General features: G+C 52.5%; 16 protein-coding genes. 12 read left to right on the top strand and 4 right to left on the bottom strand.

Features of this window, described 5'->3' with window-relative positions:
• Positions 1-169: 169 nt before the first annotated feature.
• From rfbB to L6D74_RS17605, 7 genes are all read left to right on the top strand, one after another.
• Positions 170-1246 carry a dTDP-glucose 4,6-dehydratase gene (gene rfbB, locus L6D74_RS17635; RefSeq protein WP_064598420.1) on the top strand — a complete coding sequence of 359 codons (1077 nt, stop codon included), beginning with the start codon at positions 170-172 and terminating at the stop codon, positions 1244-1246.
• The gene (gene rfbD / locus L6D74_RS17630) at positions 1243-2136 is read left to right on the top strand and encodes a dTDP-4-dehydrorhamnose reductase (protein ID WP_064598418.1); all 894 of its coding nucleotides are present in this window, start codon (positions 1243-1245) and stop codon (positions 2134-2136) included. The genes rfbB and rfbD overlap by 4 nt, the downstream gene beginning before the upstream one ends.
• Complete coding sequence (rfbA, locus tag L6D74_RS17625) at positions 2133-3023, top strand: glucose-1-phosphate thymidylyltransferase RfbA (protein WP_064598416.1); 891 nt, start codon at positions 2133-2135, stop codon at positions 3021-3023. The genes rfbD and rfbA overlap by 4 nt, the downstream gene beginning before the upstream one ends.
• A 56-nt stretch (positions 3024-3079) precedes the next feature.
• Entirely contained in the window at positions 3080-4003 is a 924-nt protein-coding gene (locus tag L6D74_RS17620; protein ID WP_236189923.1) for a glycosyltransferase, read from the top strand.
• On the top strand, positions 4000-4962 hold the full coding sequence (locus L6D74_RS17615; protein ID WP_064598413.1) for a UDP-glucose 4-epimerase family protein: 963 nt from the start codon (positions 4000-4002) through the stop codon (positions 4960-4962). The genes L6D74_RS17620 and L6D74_RS17615 overlap by 4 nt, the downstream gene beginning before the upstream one ends.
• A complete protein-coding gene (locus L6D74_RS17610; RefSeq protein WP_236189922.1) occupies positions 4959-5987 on the top strand; it encodes an MraY family glycosyltransferase in 1029 nt (342 codons plus the stop codon). Before L6D74_RS17615 ends, L6D74_RS17610 begins: the two co-directional genes overlap by 4 nt.
• A gap of 186 nt (positions 5988-6173) precedes the next feature.
• Complete coding sequence (locus L6D74_RS17605) at positions 6174-8087, top strand: glycosyltransferase family 2 protein (RefSeq protein WP_082934436.1); 1914 nt, start codon at positions 6174-6176, stop codon at positions 8085-8087.
• Positions 8088-8151: 64 nt separating this feature from the next.
• On the opposite strand, the gene L6D74_RS17600 is transcribed toward L6D74_RS17605, so the two are convergent.
• Positions 8152-8475, bottom strand: a complete 324-nt coding sequence (locus L6D74_RS17600; protein WP_156669349.1) for a hypothetical protein — start codon at positions 8473-8475, stop codon at positions 8152-8154.
• A gap of 387 nt (positions 8476-8862) precedes the next feature.
• Between L6D74_RS17600 and L6D74_RS17595 the strand changes: the two genes are divergently transcribed.
• From L6D74_RS17595 to L6D74_RS17580, 4 genes are all read left to right on the top strand, one after another.
• Positions 8863-9681, top strand: a complete 819-nt coding sequence (locus L6D74_RS17595; RefSeq protein ID WP_064598404.1) for an ABC transporter permease — start codon at positions 8863-8865, stop codon at positions 9679-9681.
• The gene (locus L6D74_RS17590; RefSeq protein WP_064598402.1) at positions 9671-11044 is read left to right on the top strand and encodes an ABC transporter ATP-binding protein; all 1374 of its coding nucleotides are present in this window, start codon (positions 9671-9673) and stop codon (positions 11042-11044) included. Before L6D74_RS17595 ends, L6D74_RS17590 begins: the two co-directional genes overlap by 11 nt.
• A 144-nt stretch (positions 11045-11188) precedes the next feature.
• Entirely contained in the window at positions 11189-16069 is a 4881-nt protein-coding gene (locus L6D74_RS17585) for a glycoside hydrolase family 99-like domain-containing protein (protein WP_236189920.1), read from the top strand.
• Between the two features lie 265 nt (positions 16070-16334).
• Positions 16335-17315: an NAD-dependent epimerase/dehydratase family protein gene (locus tag L6D74_RS17580; RefSeq protein WP_236189919.1), complete on the top strand. Its 981-nt coding sequence runs from the start codon at positions 16335-16337 to the stop codon at positions 17313-17315.
• Positions 17316-17383: 68 nt separating this feature from the next.
• On the opposite strand, the gene L6D74_RS17575 is transcribed toward L6D74_RS17580, so the two are convergent.
• From L6D74_RS17575 to cysC, 3 genes are all read right to left on the bottom strand, one after another.
• Entirely contained in the window at positions 17384-18145 is a 762-nt protein-coding gene (locus tag L6D74_RS17575) for an SGNH/GDSL hydrolase family protein (RefSeq protein ID WP_236189918.1), read from the bottom strand.
• Between the two features lie 134 nt (positions 18146-18279).
• Positions 18280-19662, bottom strand: coding sequence for an FAD/NAD(P)-binding protein (locus tag L6D74_RS17570; protein WP_064598395.1), 1383 nt, complete (start codon positions 19660-19662; stop codon positions 18280-18282).
• On the bottom strand, positions 19659-20252 hold the full coding sequence (gene cysC / locus L6D74_RS17565) for an adenylyl-sulfate kinase (RefSeq protein ID WP_064598389.1): 594 nt from the start codon (positions 20250-20252) through the stop codon (positions 19659-19661). Before cysC ends, L6D74_RS17570 begins: the two co-directional genes overlap by 4 nt.
• Positions 20253-20596: 344 nt before the next feature.
• Between cysC and L6D74_RS17560 the strand changes: the two genes are divergently transcribed.
• The gene (locus L6D74_RS17560; RefSeq protein WP_064598387.1) at positions 20597-22591 is read left to right on the top strand and encodes a polysaccharide biosynthesis protein; all 1995 of its coding nucleotides are present in this window, start codon (positions 20597-20599) and stop codon (positions 22589-22591) included.
• Positions 22592-22606: the final 15 nt, after the last annotated feature.

The following is a 22606-nucleotide window of genomic DNA, read 5'->3' as shown; positions in this document are numbered from 1 at the left end:
AAACGTTCATTAAGCTGTAAAATGCTGCGCTCGTCCGATAGTGGCATATTCCCACGTCGGTTCAGACTGACATCGTCAGAAGCCACGGCTGAAATGATGGCTTTTGCATTCATGGATTAGACAGCGCTCGGTTGGCGGCCCTGTCAGTAACTCAAGGGTATGGTTTCGCGTGAAAATTCTAGTAACCGGCGGCGCCGGGTTTATCGGCTCGGCGGTCATCCGTCATATCATTTCCAATACTACCGACGCAGTGATCAACGTCGATAAGTTGACGTATGCAGGTAACCTTGAGTCGTTGGCCGAAGTCAGCGGAAGCTCGCGTTATGCGTTTGAGCGCGTCGATATCTGCGACCGTGAGCAGATCGATCGTGTACTGCGTGAACACCAACCGGATGCGATCATGCACCTGGCCGCAGAGTCCCACGTCGATCGCTCGATCTCCGGTCCTTCCGAATTCGTTCAGACCAACATCATCGGCACTTACACTTTGCTGGAAGCTGCGCGTCATTATTGGGCTGCGCTGGATGATGCCCGCAAGGCAGCTTTTCGCTTCCACCATATTTCAACGGATGAAGTTTACGGTGACCTGGAAGGTCCGGAAGATCTCTTTAGGGAAACCACCCCGTATCAGCCAAGCTCGCCGTACTCGGCCAGCAAAGCCAGCTCCGATCACCTGGTTCGTGCCTGGGCCCGTACATACGGCCTGCCGACTCTGGTCACCAACTGCTCGAATAACTATGGACCTTGCCACTTTCCTGAGAAGTTGATCCCGTTGATCATTCTCAACGCGCTGGAAGGTAAGCCGTTGCCTGTCTATGGCAAAGGCAATCAGGTTCGTGATTGGTTGTATGTCGAAGATCACGCCCGTGCCTTGTACAAAGTCGTGACCGAAGGTGTCATTGGTGAGACTTACAACATCGGTGGTCATAACGAAAAGCAAAACATCGAAGTCGTTCACACCCTGTGTGCACTGCTTGATGAGTTGCGCCCGGACTCGGCGCACCGTCCGCACGCGGGCCTGATCACCTATGTGCAGGATCGTCCTGGTCATGATCAGCGTTACGCTATCGATGCCAGCAAAATTCAGCGCGAGCTAGGCTGGACACCGGAAGAAACCTTCGACACCGGTATCCGTAAAACCGTTGAGTGGTATCTGAACAACACTGAGTGGGTAGCGCACGTGAAGAGCGGTGCCTATCAGCAATGGATTGATCAGAATTACGCGGATCGCTCGGGCAAGGCATGAAAATTCTCCTGCTTGGGAAAAACGGCCAAGTCGGCTGGGAGCTTCAACGCTCCCTGGCGCCTCTGGGCGAGTTGATCGCCCTGGACCGTCACCCGGTGGACGGTCTGAGTGGCGACCTTTGCGATCTGGATGTGCTGCGTGCGACGATCCGTCAGGTGAAGCCGGACGTAATCGTCAACGCTGCAGCCTACACGGCAGTAGACCAGGCAGAATCGGAGACCGAGCTGGCGGATCGTGTGAACGCTCAGGCGAGTGGTGTCATGGCCAAAGAGGCAGCGTCGTTGGGCGCATGGCTGATTCACTACTCGACTGACTATGTCTTCAGTGGTGAAGGTGTGCGGCCTTGGCAGGAGACTGACGCTGTTGCACCGGTTAATTATTACGGTTCAAGCAAGCTAGCTGGCGAACAGGCGATAACGTCCTCAGGCTGCAAGTATCTGATTCTGCGGACCAGTTGGGTCTACGGCGCGCGCGGCAACAACTTCGCCAAAACCATGCTGCGCCTTGCCAAGGATCGAGAAACGCTGAGCGTGATCGCCGATCAGATCGGTGCTCCAACGGGCGCTGATCTAATTGCTGACGTGACTGCTCTGGCCATCGCCAAGATCCAGCAGCGCCCAGAGCTGGTGGGCATTTATCATCTTGCAGCCGCCGGCCAAGTGTCTTGGCACGGTTATGCCAGCCATGTCATTCAGTGGGCCAAGGCGAATGGTGAAGAGCTTGCGGTTACAGCCGTCAATCCGATCAGCACCGTTGATTATCCGACACCGGCGCGACGTCCTCTGAACTCTCGGCTGGATACTCAAAAACTGCGCGACAATTTTTCTCTACACTTGCCGGATTGGCAAAGTGGTGTTACCCGAATGCTTAGGGAAGTTCTGAACAAATGAACACGACAAATCGTAAAGGCATCATCCTCGCCGGTGGCTCGGGAACGCGCCTGCATCCGTTGACTCTCGGCGTATCGAAGCAGATGCTGCCGATCTACGACAAGCCGATGATTTTTTATCCGTTGTCGGTACTGATGCTGGCAGGTATGCGCGAGATCCTGATCATCTCCACGCCGGATGATTTGCCGTGCTTCCGCAAGCTGCTGGGTGACGGTAGCCAGTACGGTATCGAATTGACTTACGCCGAGCAGCCTAGTCCGGACGGTCTAGCTCAGGCGTTCATTATCGGTGAAGAGTTTATTGGCGAAGATCCTTGCTGCCTGATCCTGGGTGACAACATCTTCTACGGACAACATTTCTCGGACAACTTGCGCTCTGCAACCGAACAAAAGAGTGGCGCGACAGTTTTCGGCTACCACGTTTCCGATCCCGAGCGTTTCGGCGTAGTTGAGTTTGATGCTACCGGTCGAGCGCTGAGCATTGAAGAGAAGCCGCTGAAACCGAAGTCCAACTACGCGGTTACCGGCCTGTACTTTTACGATAACGACGTTGTCGGGATTGCGAAGAGCATCAAGCCCTCTGAACGTGGCGAGCTGGAAATTACCGACGTGAACCGTGCTTACCTAGAGCGTAAGTCGCTCAACGTCGAGATGCTCGGCCGCGGATTCGCTTGGCTGGATACCGGTACTCACGATTCGCTGCTTGAGGCCAGTCACTTCGTGCATACGATCGAACAGCGCCAAGGTCTGAAGGTCGCCTGTCTGGAAGAAATCGCTTATCACAACAGCTGGATCACCGCCGAGCAACTGGGGCGCCAGGCTGATGCGCTCAAGAAGACCGGTTATGGTCAGTACTTGCAGAAACTGCTGGATGCGTCTTCTCACTAAAGGTGTTTTTTGACCTTTTCGGCGGCAACGCTCGAACAGCTTTTGACAGGACAGGTATGCCAGTTAAACATCCCAAGGTTGCAGTTTTACTGGCTGCCTTCAACGGAATGCAATGGATCGAAGAACAGATAACCTCGATTCTTGAGCAGTCCGCGGTTGATGTGAAAGTGTTTATCAGCATTGATCCGTCAACGGACGGAACTGAAGCCTGGTGCGCTGAATACGCCGCTGTTCATTCGAATGTCGTGGTGTTGCCGCCTGCAGGCAGCTTCGGTGGTGCTTCGCGGAACTTTTTCAGACTGATTCGCGACGTGGACTTTGATGGATTCGATTTAATTGCATTTGCTGATCAGGATGATATCTGGAGTGGCAACAAGCTGCGGCGAGCGCATGAGAAACTCGGTGAGCTGAAGGCGGATGGTTATTCTAGTAATGTCGTCGCATTTTGGGGTTGCGGTAAGACTCATTTGATCGATAAGGCGCAGCCTCAGGTTGCTTGGGACTATCTGTTCGAAGCGGCGGGGCCTGGTTGCACTTATGTCTTCAGTCATCGACTTGCGGCCAATCTCAAGGCGGCAGTGGTTGCCCAGTGGCAACAATTGCAGGACGTCAGTCTGCATGATTGGTACTGTTATGCGTTTGCCCGAAGCAATGGTTTTCGCTGGTTCACGGATCCTGTTCCTTCAATGCAGTACCGCCAGCATGAAAGCAATCAAGTTGGCGCGAATATCGGAATCAATTCCCTAGCGGTACGCTATAAAACCATTCACGACGGATGGTGGTTTTCTCAAGTGCAACTGATTGCTGCACTAGTTGATAAGCATCAGGATCCTTTCGTTCGGTCCTGGTTCCGTTTGGGGCGCTTGCAGTTGATGAAACTCTCTTTGAGCGCCTGGAACTGTCGGCGACGTGTACGTGACAAGGTATTCTTTTTCCTGATTTGCTGGGCAACGGCGATCGTAGGGAAAAAGGTTAGATGAATTCACCGAATGTATTGGTGACGGGGGCCTCTGGTTTTGTTGGTGAGGCCGTCATCCTCAGATTGCTCCTGGATCGCAAGTTCACACCCGTCGCTGCGGTTCGCAGTGTCTCGCGGTTGGCGGGGCTTTGTCGGGTATTGCACTGTCCGCTCGGAGAGCGCTCACAGGTGCCGGACCTCAAAGGCATTCAGGTGGTGGTTCATTGTGCAGCGCGCGTCCATGTAATGAACGAAGATGCGCAGGATGCATTGACTGAGTTTCGCAAAGTCAATGTGGAAGGTACTGTGGCATTGGCCCTCAAGGCGGCTGCCGCAGGTGTTACGCGTTTCATTTTTATCAGTTCGATAAAGGTGAATGGTGAGCGTACTGTCGGTGGATCACCCTTCAAGTTTGATGATGATCCTGCTCCTCATGATCCTTATGGGCGCTCCAAACACGAAGCGGAACAGCGGTTGCGTGAAATCGGCCAGCAAACGGGGATGGAGGTGGTGATCATCCGGCCGCCGCTGGTCTATGGTCCAGGGGTGCGCGCCAATTTTTTAAGCATGATGGACTGGCTGAACAAGGGCGTGCCACTGCCTTTGGGAAGTGTCGAGAACAGCAGAAGCCTGGTTTCGCTAAGCAACCTGGTGGATTTGATTGTCGTTTGTATCGATCATCCAGCCGCACCAGATAATACTTTTCTGGTCAGTGATGGTGTGAGCGTTTCCACCACTCGGTTGCTGCAAATTATAAACAGAGCGCTTGGCCGCCCCGCATTGTTGATACCGGTTCCGGTGTGGGCGTTGAAAGCTTTGCTCACGCTGCTCGGGAAAAATCTGATCGCCCAGCGACTCTTCGATTCTCTCGAGGTTGATATTGCCAGGACGCAGTCTGTTCTCGGATGGTCGCCTCCCGTGAGTGTGGATCGCGCAATACTGCAGACGGTCAGACACTATCTGGATACTCAAATAAAATGATTTTTTGCGTGTTGTTACTTTCAGTGTTCTTCATTTCGCTACTGCTGACGTATGCCTTGCGTCGGTATGCCCTGGCCAACAGTTTGATCGATATCCCAAACGCTCGAAGCTCTCACACCCTGCCAACGCCGCGAGGCGGCGGGGTGGCAATAGTCGTGTCTTTCCTGCTGATGCTGCCCGTGTCTTACTACTTGCTGCTGATCGACTTGCCGACGATGCTCGGCTTATCGGGAGCGGGAGCCTTGGTTGCGGTGTTGGGTTTTGCGGATGACCACGGACACATTGCGGCCAAATGGCGGCTCTTGGGGCATTTTTTGGCTGCAGGCTGGGCGTTGTATTGGCTCGGTTCTGGAGCGCAGATATCGCTATTCGGTTGGCTGCTCGACTGGAAGTGGTTTACCGGCGTGTTTTTTTCGATCTATCTGGTCTGGTTGCTCAATCTGTATAACTTTATGGACGGCATTGATGGGCTGGCAAGCGTCGAGGCTATCTCTGTCTGCCTGGCAGCCTGTCTTGTGTATTGGCTGAGCGGATATCAGATTCTGGCCTGGATTCCATTGCTGCTGGTGGCTGCTGTCTCGGGTTTTCTTTGCTGGAATTTTCCTCCAGCCCGAATTTTCATGGGCGATGCCGGCAGTGGCTTCCTCGGGTTGACCATCGGTTTGTTGGCAATAATCGCTTGCGCAAAGGCCCCCGACTTACTGTGGTGCTGGCTCATACTGCTGGGGGTGTTCATCGTTGATGCTACCTGGACACTTCTACGGCGATTGCTTCGTGGCGATAAAGTCTACGAAGCGCATCGCAGTCATGCCTATCAATATGCTTCTCGACAATATGGTAGCCACAAGACTGTGGTTTTCGGTGTCTTGGCGATTAACCTGTTATGGCTGACGCCGTTCGCGATTATGGCGGCAATCGGGTTAATTCCGGGGGGCGTAGCCCTGCTGATTGCTTACCTGCCGCTGGTGTTTGCTGCCAAAAAATATAACGCCGGCGTGATGGAAGTTCAGCAAGGCCAGCAATGAGCCCGATCTGAAAGTTTATCGACTATAGCTGCAGATTTGCCGTTTGTTCGAATATCGTATCGGTTGCTGAGGGTAAGCTGTTCAGCGATCAGGTTGTAAAAGTTACAGGCAGGCTTGCGGTCAAACGGTGTAAAGTCTAAGTTTTCAAAAAATTGAAAAATATTTTTATAGGATAAATTGTTCGGTATGAGGTCTTCGAAGAAATCATTTATTACCCGCTGCCTGTCTAGCCCGCGTGAATTACTTTTGAACCCAAAAGCGGTTCTTCGGCCGCTTTATCAGAAATTTCCTTTTCTAGCGAGTGTGCGGGTCCGAGTAGGGCTGTTTTCACGAAAAGTTCGATTGTGGCTATTTTCACTTATCGATTCCAAGAATAATGTCAATGCCCTCCAGGCGTTGGCGCAGCGTCGCTTTTCCCATGTATTGCCCTCTTCTGATTGTGTTGAACGTCCGGCGATAGATATATCTATCGTTACTTACAATAGCTCCAAGTGGGTCGACGGCTTCTTCGATTCTTTGAAAGCGCAAAGTTATCCTTGTGAGAAGCTGAATCTCTATTTCGTAGACAACGGTTCTTCGGATAATACCGTCGAAGAGCTTGAACGTTGGAAGAACGGTTACGGTAACCTGTTTGGCGGTTTTAATATTATTCGTGGCGACAATATAGGCTTTGGCGCCGGGCATGATCGAGCAATCTCCATAGGTACTGCCGATTATTTTCTAGTGAGTAACATCGATATTCATTTTTCGGTGGAAGCCTTAGAACAAGTTGTGACCTCTGCTTTGGCGTCAGGGCAGGACGATGTTGCATCGTGGGAAATGAGGCAGGCTCCTTTCGAGCATCCAAAATACTACGATCCGGTAACCCTCGAAACGAACTGGTCGTCACATGCCTGCATCCTGATCAGGCGAGCCGCTTATGTGCAGGTTGGGGGTTATGAAAGTCAGATATTCATGTATGGAGAGGATGTCGAATTATCCTACCGTTTCAGGTCATACGGTTATCGGCTGAAATACTGCCCTGGCGCCGTGGTTTACCACTACACCTATGAACATGAAAATCAGGTAAAGCCGATTCAATACGTTGGTAGCACTTTGGCCAATGCTTATCTGCGCCTGCGTTACGGCAACTGGATCGATAAGGTGGGCGGGCTTGCACTGCAGTTTTTATTGATCCTCAGGCCGGAGGTGTATCCGGGGTCTCGGCGCGATGTAATGGGCAGTGTCCTGCGCATGATAAGAAAAGCGCCACATTTTCTTGGGGGAAAAGGTCGACAAAGTGGTGTCAGTTTTCCTTTCAGGGGATTTGATTATGAAATGATCAGGGACGGGGCGTTCTGGCGCGTGGGTGAGCCTCTCGTCGAGCAGCCGTTAGTGACGATCGTCACGCGTACTTACCAGAAGCGTGACGAGTTTCTACGACAGTCGATCATGTCGGTACTCAATCAAACCTACCGCAATATCGAGTTGATTGTGGTGGAAGATGGTGGGGTAACGATGAAGCCGCTTGTGGACAATACGCCGATCTCGGCGGGACGCAGCGTTCGATTTTTCGGCCTGGACAAGGTAGGGCGCTCGGTGACGGGTAACTACGGCCTGGAAATGGCCACGGGCAAATACTGCATGTTTCTCGACGATGACGACCTGCTTTTTTCTGATCACGTAGAAGTGCTGGTTGCCGCTCTATTAAAAGATCAAGAGGCTGTTGCAGCTTATTCGCTGGCGATGGAGGTGGGTACTGTCACTGAGAGCAGTGGTCGGTATGTGGAACTCACTCATGAAACGCATGATTCCTTTAGGCAGGAGTTCGATTACGAGACGTTGCTTGATCATAACTACATACCGATTCAATCAATTTTATTTATGCGTGAGTTGTATTTGTCTCGAGGCGGTTTTGAGATTGATATGAGCAATCTTGAGGACTGGAATCTTTGGCTCCGTTATGGTTATAAAAACAAGTTTAGTTATGTTCCAAAAACTACTTCGCTGTTCAGGACGCCTGCCCAGTCGGATGTGAGAGTCGCTCGTCACAAGCAGCTTCATGAGGCATATTTTCTCGCCAAGAATCGTGCGGTGAAGTCTTGCGAAAATTATCGTTGATCTTATCGCTCCATTGAATTTAGTTGTCTTGAAAAAAGCCGCCTGTTCAGGCGGTTTGTTTCACTTATTGATCGCTGAAAACGAAAGAAATTAAAGTTTTCCAGCGCGCTGCCGATGGGGTTCTGGCCCTTATTCGGGTCATGCCGGGCGCGGTTTTTTTTCCGATGAAGTGAGCTGCAGGCGGCAGGAAGTCTAGCAGATGTTCTGCGTTTCCATGGGCTCCGCGCTCGCGTCTGACGGACGCGCTCCAAGGGAAAACCCGTGTTTCTCCGTCGTATTGAATGATATCATCCGACAAAATATTGACCGCCGTGTCGCAGATCAATCGCGTGATTCCCACTTCCGGGGCGTGCCAGTCATGCCTCGCTTCGGCATGAGACACAGCCATGTCATCGGTGCCATCTGTTGGCTGGGGTGGATGCTTCACTTATGTGTGGCCGTGGCTTCACTTGCTGCGGTTGTGCAGTCATGCAGTTTTGAAGGAAGCGCCCGTTTTGCCACGCTCTCTTTTCAACGAGGCTCCTCGTACGCTGGAAATCACCCGTCCTGATTTTTGCGACCCATCGAGATCTGCGTGGTTTTGTAAAGGAAATGCTTCCTCTCATGAATGGAACTCCCTGAAAATGTTCGACAATGCGCCGACCTGCCTCAAGCCTTGCGCAGAGGAACGCGGTTTTTTTCACAGAAGCTTTGGCTTTTCCTCCTTGGGTATGATCCCAACGCTCGCGGCTCGTGATGCGTGCCGACCTGCATTTTTTTGCTGAGGTTTTGATTGATGCGCCAGTTTTCTGCCAACCCATTGGAAATGTTCGCCAGCCTCTGGCGCAATATCGCTCTGATTAAAGCGTCGACAATACGGGAGGTGCTGGGCAGGTACCGCGGCTCGGCGATGGGGTTGCTCTGGTCATTTTTTAACCCGCTGTTGATGCTTGCGGTTTACACATTCGTATTCAGTGCAGTGCTTCGTGCCCGCTGGAGTGTGGACAGTGATTCGAAGACTGAGTTTGCTCTCATCTTGTTTGCGGGCTTGATCATTTTCAATCTGTTTTCCGAATGCATTAATCGGGCACCGGGTTTGATTCTCGGCAAGGTCAACTTCGTCAAGAAGGTGGTTTATCCTCTTGAAATCCTGCCAGTGGTGGTTTTGGGATCTGCGTTGTTTCACGCGGCCATCAGCCTTGGCGTCTGGTTCATCGCCTATGCAATATTTTTCGGCATGCCGCATGCGACTGTGTTGTACCTGCCACTGATCGTGATCCCTTTTGTAATGTTTATCATGGGGGTCAGTTGGGCCTTGGCGTCGCTGGGAGTTTATCTGCGCGACGTGTCCCAATTCATCGGTATCTTGACGACGGTTCTAATGTTCCTGAGTCCTATCTTCTATCCTGCGACCGCGCTTCCCGAGGCATACCGTCATTTGCTCTACCTCAATCCGCTGACCCCCGCGATCGAGATGACACGCGATGTCTTGTTCTGGGGGAAACTGCCGAATTTCGAGATATTGGGAATCTATTGGATCGCCACTACCTGCATTGCCTGGCTAGGCTTTGCCTGGTTCCAGAAAACACGTAAAGGATTTGCTGATGTCCTCTGAAGTCGCGATTAAGGTTGAGAACCTGAGCAAGTGCTACGAAATTTATGATCAGCCGCGTGACCGGCTGAAGCAGTTTATCGTGCCTCGTCTCCAGGCAACGGCGCGCATGCAGCCAAGTCGGTTTTACCGAGAGTTCTGGGCTTTGCGCGACGTTTCCTTCGAAGTGAAGAGGGGGGAAACGGTCGGGATCATCGGTTGCAATGGCAGTGGCAAGTCCACCCTGCTGCAGATGATTTGTGGCACCTTGAACCCCACGACCGGCACCGTTCAGACCCACGGACGCATTGCTGCCTTGCTTGAGCTTGGATCGGGATTCGATCCCGAGTTTACCGGGCGTGACAACGTTTACATGAATGCTGCTGTGCTTGGGCTTGCCCGGGAAGAGATCGATCAGCGGTTCGACGAAATTGCGGCCTTTGCGGATATCGGCGAGTTTATCGAACAGCCAGTAAAAAGTTATTCAAGCGGTATGGTCGTGCGATTGGCGTTTGCCGTTCAAGCGATGATTGATCCGGATATCTTTATTGTTGATGAGGCGCTCGCGGTCGGCGACGAAAAATTTCAGCGCAAGTGCTTTGCGCGAATGGAAGAGCTGAAAAGCAGGGGTACGTCCATATTGTTTGTTTCGCACTCGGCATCGAGCATCATCGAGTTGTGCGACCGAACCCTGTTGCTCGACCACGGTGTCAGGCTGATGTACGGTGCAGCCCCGCAAGCGGTCAGAGCATACCAAAAGCTGATTTATGCTCCTCAGGCAGAGTACAAACGGCTGGTTGAGGCTTATTTGGTAGCGGACAAGACTGGAGAAAATGTCGATCTCCAGAAAACGGTCGAGAAGCGTCCCGTCTCCCCCACGCAGTTATCGAGTGACTCGTTCGATTCCGGGCTGGTGCCTGAGACTACTGCGGTCTATCCGACTCAAGGGGCGGAAATCACCTCATTCTCCATCCTTGATGCCGACGGACATCAAGTGAACGTGTTAAAGGCGGGAAGTCCCTACCAGGTCCAGGTGGCCGGTCATTTCACCGACAGTCTTGACGCGACCTACTGGGGCATTCATATACGAAATGTTTCGGGTGCCGTCGTAACCGGCCAGCGCTTCCCTGAGGATGGAACCTATTTCGAGCCTGTCGCTGCGGGTAGCGACTTTAACGTCAAATTCTCTTTCCAGATGAATTTACTGCCGGGTGTTTATTTTGTGGGTGGCGGAGTCTGGTCAAATCAGGAACCGAACTGCGCTCACAGGATTATGGATGCAATCATGTTTAGAGTTGTATCCGAGGACAAGCTCAATTCCTTTGGTTATGTGGATTTGATGACGAGCGCACCTCATGCGCAAGTCGGTGGAAAAGCTACGATTTGATGATCGGCCGGCGGCTGAAGGAACCAGCCGTCCGCCCGATTCGAAGTTACGAGTCAAACGCGGTGTTGTTGACTTGTGTAATGGAATAATGGACTTGGAAGTTTGATGCTGCGCTGCAGCATATTCATAAGGTTTATGACGTAAATGCTAAATATCAGTGATTGGCCACCAAGTGACGAAGCCGCAGTATTTAACTATCTCCGCTGGAGTGGCTATCGTTCGGAGCAGCACAAGCTCTTTTACGTAAGCACCCCGAAAGTTGCATGTACGTCCCTTAAATGGTGGTTTGCATCGCTGGTAGGCTGCTCGAAGGCGCTTAGCGAGATCACTGATAGTGCTGAAAGCAACCCGGATCAAATCGTCCACGAGATGCACAGGGTTGCGCCGCATGTTACAGGGCTTGCTCCCGCCGAGCTGCGTGAAGCCCTGACGTCGGACTCGTATTTTCGCTTCGCTGTGGTGAGAAACCCTTACAAGCGAATTTTTTCGGCGTGGCAGTCGAAATTGCTGTTGCAGGAACCACAGCAGGTTGGGCCCTATCTTCAGCGTGATTTTTATCACCAGCCGCTCAGAGACGCTAATGATATTGCCTTGGCATTTGAGGGCTTTCTTGAGCATCTTGCCAGTCAGGAAGCGCCAACCTACTGGGACCAGCATTGGACGCCTCAGGTCATGTTGCTGCGCCCTGATCTGATCAGCTACAGCGTACTGACCAAAATTGAAGAGGCTCCTCGGCTTAGCAAAGCGTTGGCCGAGCATTTGGGTGAATTTATTCCCGACCCCTTCGCCGACCGTCGCGCAAATGAAAGTCTGATTCCCTATCTTCCCGAGTTCGTGACAGAGCGCAGTGCCAGTTTGATCCGGACTTTGTACGCCGAGGATTTTGCGGTATTGGGTTACGACACCGAGCCGCCGAAAGCCAAGGAAACGTTTACGCATGATGAATTGATGCTTGCTTTGCGAGCGATCAAGCTAATCAGAGGGCGCCACCAATCCCTCGGCGAACGCAGCGCACGTATTGTTGCCCTGGGTCAGACTGTGGCCACGCTTGAGGCGAAAATCGCTTCGCTGGATGCTTACGCTGCTGAAAGTGCAACGCAGATCACCGAATTTCGTCTTGTTGCGGAAAAACGTGAGGCCGAAATCGACAAGCTCACCCGCCAGATCGACAACCTGAAGACTCAGCTTGTTGTGGGTGAGGAAGAGATTGCCAGGATTCAGCTGCAAAAAGATGCTGAAGTGGCTGCCGCCCGACAAGAGCTGCAGAAAGCCTATGAGTCTCGCTCATGGCGGGTAACGTTGCCACTGCGCAGAAGCGGTGTGCTGGCTCGTCGGACATTGCGCCGGTTGAGCAATACGTCACTGGGCAAGGCAATCCAGGTCCTGAGAGAGCGTCGCGCGCGGGTTGATGAGTCCGCTATCAGTCTGTTGGGCGCCAGTGAGCTGTTTGATAACAGCTACTACCTTACACAGAATCCTGACGTTAAAGATCAGGGCGTCGATCCACTCGTGCACTATCTTAATGATGGGTGGAAGGAGGGGCGCAACCCTTCCGCTTTTTTCAGTAACGAAAAATACCTCCGAGACTATCCGGATGTTGCCGCTGCTGCTGTAAATCCGCTGGTTCACTATCTGAGCAACGGCCGGTTGGAAGGGCGCTCTATCGCTGGCCATGTCCGTACCTGGACGCGGAAAAAACGTGTAGAGGCAGAGGCCAGGCCTATTGTTTTCCAACAGGTCTCTCCGGAAATCATTGCGGCACAAGCTGAAGCCATTAGAAATTCTGGAATGTTTGATGCCGATTATTATCTGGCGATGTATCCAGAGCTGAAGAAACTCAACCTGGATCCGATTCGCCATTATTGCGGTTTCGGCTGGTATGAAGGAAAAAACCCTTCCGATGATTTTGATACTGTTGGCTATCTTGAGACGTATAAGGATATCCAGGCAGCTAATATAAATCCGTTCTGGCACTACGTTGTTTCGGGTGCTTCGGAGCAGCGGATTACGGTGCCTGGCGCGGCCATTCGTTATGAAGATGACGTCCGTTTCGGTTTTTCCGGGAGCAGCATTAAACTTTTTGCTCTATATGTTTTGCCGCATTGGGACAAGTTGCGCGACGCGCGTTCTTCTTCCAAGGGTGGGGCTCAGTTGCTGCCGAATGACTATCTCGGATTTTATGATCCACTCGACAGCGAGGTGTTGGAAAAACAAGTCCGTTTGGCCAAAAGTCACGGGCTTTACGGCTTTTGTTTCCAATGGGATAGTCATGCTGGTGCTGATTGTCCACAACAGCCTGTGGACGTATTTCTCGATCACAAGAACATTGACTTCCAATTTTGCGTCCGAATTTCAGCGCAAGAAGAAAACTTGCCTGCTCGTCTGCGAGAAGCTGTTCGTGATCGGCGATATCTGCGTGTCGAAGGGCGTCCGGTGGTTGTTGTCGAATGCTCGACACCCAACAATTTCGAGGCGCTCAGCGATTTACGCGATCGACTTTCCCAGCTAGACATCAAGGCCTACCTGATTGCTCAATCGGCACAGGTAGACGATGGCATCTGGAACGGAAAACTGTCTCAGCTATGCGATGCCGTTCTGGACCTGCCTGTGGAGCCTCTCAAGGGTGAAATCGGCACTTTTTCGCCACAACAGAAGAACGGGATTGCCGCTGTTCCCTATTCGGTCATAGTGGCGAATGGCATCACGCGAGCGGAAAATTCCCAATCGCACTCGTTCCCTGTTTTCAACGGTATTACTCTGGCCAGGGATGAGTCTGCATACGCTGCAAAATCGCCGCTGGTGTACACGCGCTTTTGTGCTCGCGAGTACCGTCGCTGGCTGGATGCTGCGATCACCAGCGCCAAGACCAGGCACTCGAAGGATCGGCAGCTGGTGTTCGTCAATGCCTGGAACGACTGGAGTCACGGGCTGTTTCTGGAACCTGACAGAGTTGCAGGTTTTGGTCGCGTCAATGAGACAAGTCGCGGCTTGCTGGCAATCAAGTCGAAGACGTTAATGCCTAAAGTTTCGGTGATTGTGCCGAATTATAACCACGAGCGTTTTCTGCGTAAGCGTCTGGACAGTATCTATGGCCAAACCTACCGGAATTTTGAAGTCATCTTGATGGATGACTGTTCGTCTGACGAAAGCCGCTCGGTATTGAACGAGTATGCGCAAAAGTTCCCAGACGTAACGACCACATTGTTCAATGACACCAATTCCGGTGGTGTTTTCAGACAATGGTCCAAAGGTATCAAAGCGGCGACCGGCGATCTCGTGTGGGTTGCCGAGAGCGACGATTACTGCGATGAAAATTTTCTTCAGGCACTTGTGCGTTGTTTTGATGATGAAGCAGTCATGCTCGCCTACGCTCGCTGCGAGTTTGTCACCAGCGATGAAGTCGTTCAGGAAGGCGAATTCCATAAGTACGTGAGTGACCTGGAGTGCGCAGAGAAGTGGGCGGAATCGTATGTAGATACTGCTCACAGTGAAGTGCGCTACGCATTGGGGATCAAAAATACGATTCCTAATGCCAGCGGTGTTGTATTCAAACGTCCTGTAGATCTGCCTTTGCTCGATGATGAAGAGTGGCTGTCCATGCGAGTGGCTGGCGACTGGGTCTTCTACCTTCATCTAATTCGCGGTGGCAAGGTTGCCTATTCGGTAGACGGTACCAACTTTTTCCGTCGTTACGTTGGCAGCGCTGCCCAGCAGACCTATAAGCGAGAGGTCTTTTATCGAGAACTCGGTATCGCCAGCCGCACCGTACAGGCGTTGTACAACGTACCGCTTTCGGTGCTCGAGCTTTGTGAGGAAAGTAGTCGGCGACTTTACGACATCAACGTCAACAACTCTCAAGAGGAGTTCTACGCCTGGTATGGTCGCGATGCTATTTTTGCGGCGCGTGCCAACCGAACTCCGAACATTATGGTGTCAACCATTGGTTTCTACCCGGGTGGCGCGGAAATTCTGCCAATACGCCTGGCGAACGAATTCAAGCGTCAAGGATACTCGGTGATCCTGCTGAGTGCCGGCCTGACGGCGCGCGAGGACGGGGTTCGCCGTATGTTGCGCGCGGATGTACCGCTGGTCGAAACAAATGATCTTGATGAGGTCAAGTCGCTAATCAGCGAGTTTGGTATCGAAGCCTTGAATAGTCACCAATGGCATATTCAGAAGTATCCGATAAGCCTGCCTGGAGTGTTTTCGCAGTTAGGCTCTCATGTTGCATCGTTGCACGGCATGATTGAGCACGGCGACGCTTTCGCGGTGACTGAGGAGCAGCTCAAAGCGGCAAATCGAGAGGTGACTACCTGGGTTTATACAGCTGAGAAGAATATTGGTCCGTTCGTGAATTTCTCGCTATATGAGGAAGACTCCGGGCGTTTCATCAAAGTGCCTAATGGCCTTCAGCCTCCTACCGTCGTGCCAGTCGAGCGTGAGCAGTTGGGCATTGCGCAGGACGCTTTCGTACTTTGCTGCGTCAGTCGGGCAATACCTGACAAAGGCTGGGACGAAGCCATTGAGGCCGTAACCCTGGCGCGCGCGATTTCGGGAGTGGACATACGTTTGTTACTGGTCGGTAACGGGCCTGTGTATGACGAATATTGCCGCGTTGGCGTACCTGACTTTGTCTGCCTGACCGGATTCAGCAAGGACTCGGTCGGACATTACGCGGCGGCCGACATGGGCATTATGCTGACCAAATTCAAGTCCGAGAGTTTTCCTCTAACGATCGTTGACTGTCTCTTCGCGGGTAAGCCCTACATCGCGTCCGAAGTCGGCGACATCCGAAACATGCTGACAATTGGAGATCAGATCGCCGGTGAGGTGATCGCCCTTGAAGATTGGGAAGTACCGATCGAGCAGACTGCAAAAGTGATCGCCGGTTTTGCTAGCGACAACGCAAAGTACCGCGAGGCGTTCGGGCGGGTGAAAGAGGTTTCCAATCGCTATCGAATCGATGCGGTCGCGGCGCAGTACGTTAGTTTATTCGAGCGCGATATCAAAGCCCGAAAGGAGTGACCAGGCTGGTTGCGAGTCTGTACCGGTTCGCCGTCAGATTTTCAGACGACGTTGGGAGAATTGAGGCCAGCATGCGGGGGCTTGGGCCAAGGGCGGTCAGGCCCAGGCCCTTCATGCGCAACCTCACCAACGAGTTGCTTTGTTCTGCCTGGGCTGTCACTGCTACATTTTTTATTTGCAGCGCTTTGAACGGGCTGATCTGCGCAGTGCTTGGCCGACTGCTCATCCCCAAGCAAATCAAGCCTCTAAAGCATTGGAGACTACATTGAACACATCCGAGAACACCTCGACTTCCTCAGGATTGCGGACGTTGGTATTGGGCGGTCGCGGCTTCATCGGTACCCACCTGATAGAGGCATTGCTGGAGCAGGGGCATGCTGTGCGCTGCTTTGATCGGCCTAACGTTGTGGCGCTTGGTGAATCGCACACAGCGGATACACGTTTCGAGTTGTATGAAGGCGATTTCACCAGTGAGGCCGATATAACCGAAGCATTAAGAGACTGTGATGTCTGTTACCACCTTGTGTCGACGACGTTGCCTAAATCATCGAACGCAGATCCAGTGTTTGATATTGAGAGTAATCTCGTGGGAACCGTTCGCTTGTTGAACCTCGCCGTCGAGGCCGGTATCAAGAAGATCGTTTTCGTGTCATCGGGAGGAACCGTTTACGGTGATCCCCTGCAGGTGCCGATTCCCGAAACGCATCCTACTGATCCTGCGTGTTCGTACGGGATTGCGAAATTGGCAATCGAGAAATATCTGGCACTTTTTCATCGCCTGCATGGCCTTGATTACACCGTCTTGCGATTGGCCAATCCGTATGGAGAAGGGCAGCGAACCCATTCCAGCCAAGGTGCTGTCGCAGTTTTTCTGGGTAAAGTCCTGCGCGGTGAACCCATTGAAATCTGGGGCGATGGGTCGGTGGTTCGTGACTACATTCATGTCGCTGATGTTGTACAAGCCTTGCTGGCGTCTATTGAGTGCTCTGCCGATGAACACGTGTTCAATATTGGCTCTGGTCTTGGGCACAGTTTGAATGAGTTGCTGGATGCGATTGAAAAGATTACGGGGCGTGAGGCGAATCGGCAGTACATGGCCGCCCGAGGGTTTGACGTGCCTGTGAGTGTTTTGTGCATCGAGCGAGCCAAGCGTTCGTTAGGATGGACGCCTGCCGTCAGCTTCGAGCAGGGGCTCGAGCGGTTTGTACAATGGCTGGAAGAGAGCCCATCCTCAAGAATTGCGTGAGAGGCGTGCGCCGATCCGCGGCTGCTGTCAGCTAATCGAACAAACCCGTTGAGTGATCAACGGGTTTTTTATTTCCTGCGAAGAAATATTCTCACTAGATTACCAATTAATGAGTTGTTTTCATCAGGGGGCGCGATGGCAGTTTCTGGTTCAGCAGCAAGTTGTTTGTCGGTTTTGCTGTGCAGCAGCACAGGCTTTAGAAGGGGTTCTATCATCTTCGCGTGCGCTGTCTGATCATAGTGATGGTCGTTGGGGTCCGGGTTGCGTAGGGTTTCTTTAAGCTGACCCAACTCATCAGTGGAAAGCTCATCAAAGTTCAGGTGGCTTATGCCTGTTTTAAGGCAAAAATTTTCCATGAGCGAGTTGAACTCTTTAGTCAGTTGCGTCCGTTGGGACAGGGAAGCGGTTACTTCTTTTCGCAAGTTGGCAACATCTCCCCACTGCATGTCGTCACGGATAGTCGGAAGAGGAGTGCTGATGCAGATCACTTGAAATTTCTTCGCTATATCCCGCAGCAGGTTTTGGTAATTGCCAACGGCTTGCGCCAACATTTGCTCGACCGAGCTGCCATGTTTTTGTGCCCGGTACCAAATTACAAACCCTGTATCGACCTCACCCAGCATTACGATGACTGTGTTTGCGGTGGTGGCTTGCAGTGCGGCGAGATATTGCGGCATGGCTTGAGTGACGGCATTCGGATTCTTCAATCCGGATACCGTAGCTCCGCCGACGGATATGACCTCGAAGGAATGTTCGGGAAACAAGCCTCTCATTTGTTCGGAGCTGAAAACCAAAGCGTGAGAGTCGCCGAGCACGAGTACAGAGTTCATTGTCCGTTTGGATCCTGATGGAGTTTCTTAGAGATCAACCTAAAGCAGCCGGCTTAGAGAGGGACTCGATCCAGGGTACGCGCACGTAACGTTTGGGCGTCAATGTGCTGGCGTTCCCTGGGGGCGTGGCAGGCTCAAGGTTGTTTCAATTTACCGGATATCCGTCTGGCCAGTGCGCTCGCGTGCACGCGCAGTTCGGGAACTGCGGTGGCTTCCCACAGTTCGGCTTTGAGCATCGGCCCGACATAACTAAGCCACGGGGATGGGTTGCCGTTTTTGCTTTGTACGCAGAGATGCTCATCGACGCGCAAGCCCAAGCCAAGATCGTCGACAGTTATCAGCCCGTCGCTGATCAATTGCTGGATCAGCGATTCATCAATCAGGTTCGGATTGGAGTTCGGTCCTGTGCAATTGATGATGCGATCAATCTGCAGTTTCTCTACATCATGACGACCGCGTCGCTGTAAGGTGATCAGCGTTTTTCCATCGCCTGTCTCAATCGAGCGGATACGCCCGGCGATGGGAATGATTTTTTTGCGGTTGACTGCGTCCGCAAAAAACTCATGGGTTTGCGGTGCTACGCGATGGCGGTGAACATCCCAATAGGGTTGCAGGTGGCGAAGAAACCGTCTGCGCTCCTTCGTCTGCAGGCGCATCCACAGTCGAGAGGTAATCGGGCGAATAGCAGCTATAACATCGCGCCAGTTGAGTCCGAGCGCTTTCCCCGCTTCAACTTGCGCCTTGAGGGTTCGCAAGTAACTCAAGACCGTCGGTTCAGCATTGAGCATTTCATCGCGCCAAGACGTCGGTGGCTGCTGCCCGTTCTTGTGTGCCCGGTGTGACAGTGGCATTAGTCCGCGGCGCGAGAGCAGGTATATCTGACCTGCATCGCTGACTTTTCCAAGACTTGAGACCACGTCAAGTGCAGTCAGACCGCTTCCGATCAGTAGAATCGATTCACTTTGCTTGTCCGAGTCGGTCACTGATCCAGCCCACGGATTGGCGACGTAGTGCGGCGATTCGAGCAGGCTCGTCAGTGCTGCCGGCGTACGCGGCGGGAAGTGGCCGAATGCCAAAATGACCTGATCGGCCAAGACAGTCTTGCCCCCAGACAGTTTTATCTGAGCACCTTGCTCGTGGGGTTTGAGTGACACGACTTCTGCGCAGATACGTTCCACCGCAATATGGCTTTTGGTATCTCTTTCGGCACTTTCCAGTAGCGAAGCAAGATAATCGCCATACAGCTTTCTGGATACAAAAGAACTGGAGGTCGTATCGGGAATGAGAGCCTGGCAGTAGTTCAGAAACGAGTCTGGATCATCGACGAGCGCGCTCATATTGCCTGCCGGGACATTCAGCAGGTGTTTTGAACTGCTGGTGCCATACGCCAAGCCCCGCGCAACTGCGCCAGATCTATTGATGATGATCAGTCGAGTGTCTTCGGGGGCGGAACGCAGAAACTCGATGGCGGCAACCGTTCCACTGAAGCCTGCGCCAATAATGACTAGGGTTTTCATTGGTTCGATTGCTTGTTGATAAAGTCGATGATGCGCCGGGCTGCAGTCGGAAGATCATCTTCCAGAGTGTTGATTTTGATTTGCGGGTTATCCGGCGGCTCATAGGCCGAGTCGATGCCGGTGAAGTTGGCGATCAATCCCTGGCGAGCTTTTTTGTACAGACCCTTTGGATCCCGGCGCTCGCACTCATTGAGTGGGGTATCAATGAACACCTCGATGAAATTTTCCGCACCGATGACTTCTCGAGCCAAGGCGCGGTCACGTTTGAACGGAGATATGAAAGCGGTGATAACGATTAATCCGGCATCGATGAAAAGCTTGGAGACTTCGGAGATGCGACGTATGTTTTCGATGCGATCCTTGTCGCTGAATCCGAGGTCATGGCAAAGACCCAACCGGACGTTGTCGCCGTCGAGCAGATAGGTGTGTCGGCCTTCATTGCACAGCGCCAGCTCCAATGCGTTGGCAATGGATGATTTACCCGCTCCGCTAAGCCCAGTAAGCCAAATAACGGTAGGTTGCTGGTTTTTGATAATGCTGCGACGCTCGGCATCCACGGCGGTTGTGTGAGCTACAAGATTTTCGGACATGATTTCTCATTAAGCACTGAAAATTGGAAAATGATGTTCGCTGGATGGGAAGACCTTCACGAGTAATGGGATTTCCGTCTCCTGCTCTCCTTGCCAGTGCCTCGGTCGATGCAATGGATTGACCGCGAAGGGGTTCGCAATTCTGAGAGCACTTCACATTTTCGGTAGTTGGGGGATTGTAGCCATGCGCTGGGTAAATTGCTCGCGAAGAATCGGTTGGACTTGGCGGGCGCAGTGTCATCGACGCAACTGTTGGATCAACTATCCATCTGATCCTTCAGGTATTGGGAGTAGAATGCCAACCTCGACTGCTGAAGGAGGGAGCTACGTGCTCCAGTGCGTGAATGGATAAGGTGCGGACGGTCTTACTGGGTCTGCCTCGCAAGCAAAAGCGTTTGCTGCAGGTGATTACCGACGTGGTGTTGGTTTGGGTCGCTTTATGGCTCTCTTTCATCGTGCGTTTGGGCGTCGATGATATGTATAACCCGATCGCTGCTCATATATGGCTGTTCGCATGCGCGCCAGTTATTGCGATCCCGTTTTTTATACGCTTTGGCATGTACCGTGCTGTCATGCGCTACTTCGGTAACGATGCGCTTATTGCAATCGTAAAGGCTGTCAGTCTTTCTTCATTGATACTGGCCGTGGTCGTTTTCTGGTACAGCAATCATGAGTCCGTAGTACCGCGTTCGATCATCTTCAACTATTGGTGGTTAAGCATGGTCATCATCGGTGGCCTGCGGCTGTGCCTAAGGCAATATTTCATGGGCGACTGGTTCACTGCCGCGCAGCATGTGCCTTTCACCAACCGTGACGATGGGCTGACCAAAGTGGCCATTTACGGTGCCGGAGTCGCTGGTAATCAGCTGGTTGCAGCGCTACGCATGGGACGAGTCATGCGTCCGGTGGCATTTATCGATGACGATTCCGGTATATCCGACCGTTCGATTTCCGGGCTGCAAGTGTATAAGCCCAAACACATTCAACAAATGATTGATGTCACCGGGGCTCAGGAAATCCTTTTGGCCCTGCCGTCGTCCACCCGGGCGCGACGCCGGGAGATCTTGAATCTTCTTGAAGGTTTTCCACTGCATGTGCGAAGCGTGCCCAACTTCACCGATCTTGCCAGCGGTCGAGTCAAAGTTGAGGATATTCAGGAAGTTGATATTGCCGACTTGCTGGGCCGCGATTCCGTGCCTGCGCAACCCGACCTGCTAGCCCGGTGCATCAACGGCAAAACTGTCATGGTCACTGGGGCGGGAGGGTCGATTGGTTCGGAACTTTGTCGGCAGATCTTCGCGCTTCGGCCAACGACCCTGATTTTGTTCGAACACAGTGAGTTCAATCTTTACAACATCTTGTCGGAACTGGAACAGCGTGCTTCTCGTCAATCGGTGCCGGTCAGGTTGCTGCCGATCCTCGGATCAATTCGCCACCAGGATAAATTGCTGGACGTCATGAAAACCTGGAAGGTCGAGACGGTTTACCATGCTGCGGCCTACAAGCATGTGCCGATGGTGGAGCACAACATTGCTGAAGGTGTGCTGAACAATGTAATTGGCACGCTTAATACCGCTCAGGCTGCCTTGCAGTCCGGTGTTTCAAATTTTGTGCTGATTTCCACGGATAAAGCTGTCCGTCCAACAAACATCATGGGCAGCACCAAGCGCCTCGCGGAATTGACGCTTCAAGCCCTGAGCCGCGAGTTGGCTCCGGTTCTGTTCGGCGACAAAGCCAATGTGTCCCGGGTGAATAAAACCCGTTTCACCATGGTTCGTTTCGGTAACGTGCTGGGTTCTTCAGGTTCAGTGATTCCACTGTTTCACAGCCAGATCAGAACCGGTGGCCCACTGACCGTCACCCATCCGAAAATCACCCGCTATTTCATGACCATCCCCGAGGCGGCGCAACTGGTTATCCAGGCGGGATCAATGGGGCAGGGCGGCGATGTGTTCGTGCTCGATATGGGCGAACCGGTGAAAATCGTCGAACTGGCAGAAAAAATGATTCATTTGTCAGGCTTGAGTATCCGTTCCGAGCGTAATCCACACGGTGACATTTCTATAGAGTTCACCGGTTTGCGCCCGGGCGAGAAGCTCTACGAAGAGTTGCTGATCGGCGATAATGTCGCCGCTACCTCGCATCCGATGATCATGACGGCCAACGAAGATCATCTGTCTTGGGATGTGCTGAAGGCGCGATTGCATGAGCTGCTGATTGCCGTCGAGAAAGACGACTACTCCCGCGTTCGCCAGCTATTGCGTGAAACCGTGAGCGGTTACACCCCTGACGGCGAAATCGTTGACTGGATCTACCAGCAACGCCGTCTCGAACCCTGATTGTTTCACATCCTG

This window comes from Pseudomonas pharyngis (assembly GCF_021602345.1).
In the GTDB taxonomy this organism is placed as follows: domain Bacteria; phylum Pseudomonadota; class Gammaproteobacteria; order Pseudomonadales; family Pseudomonadaceae; genus Aquipseudomonas; species Aquipseudomonas pharyngis.
Note: the sequence above shows the minus strand (reverse complement) of the source record. Positions and strands in the feature narration are given on the sequence as shown.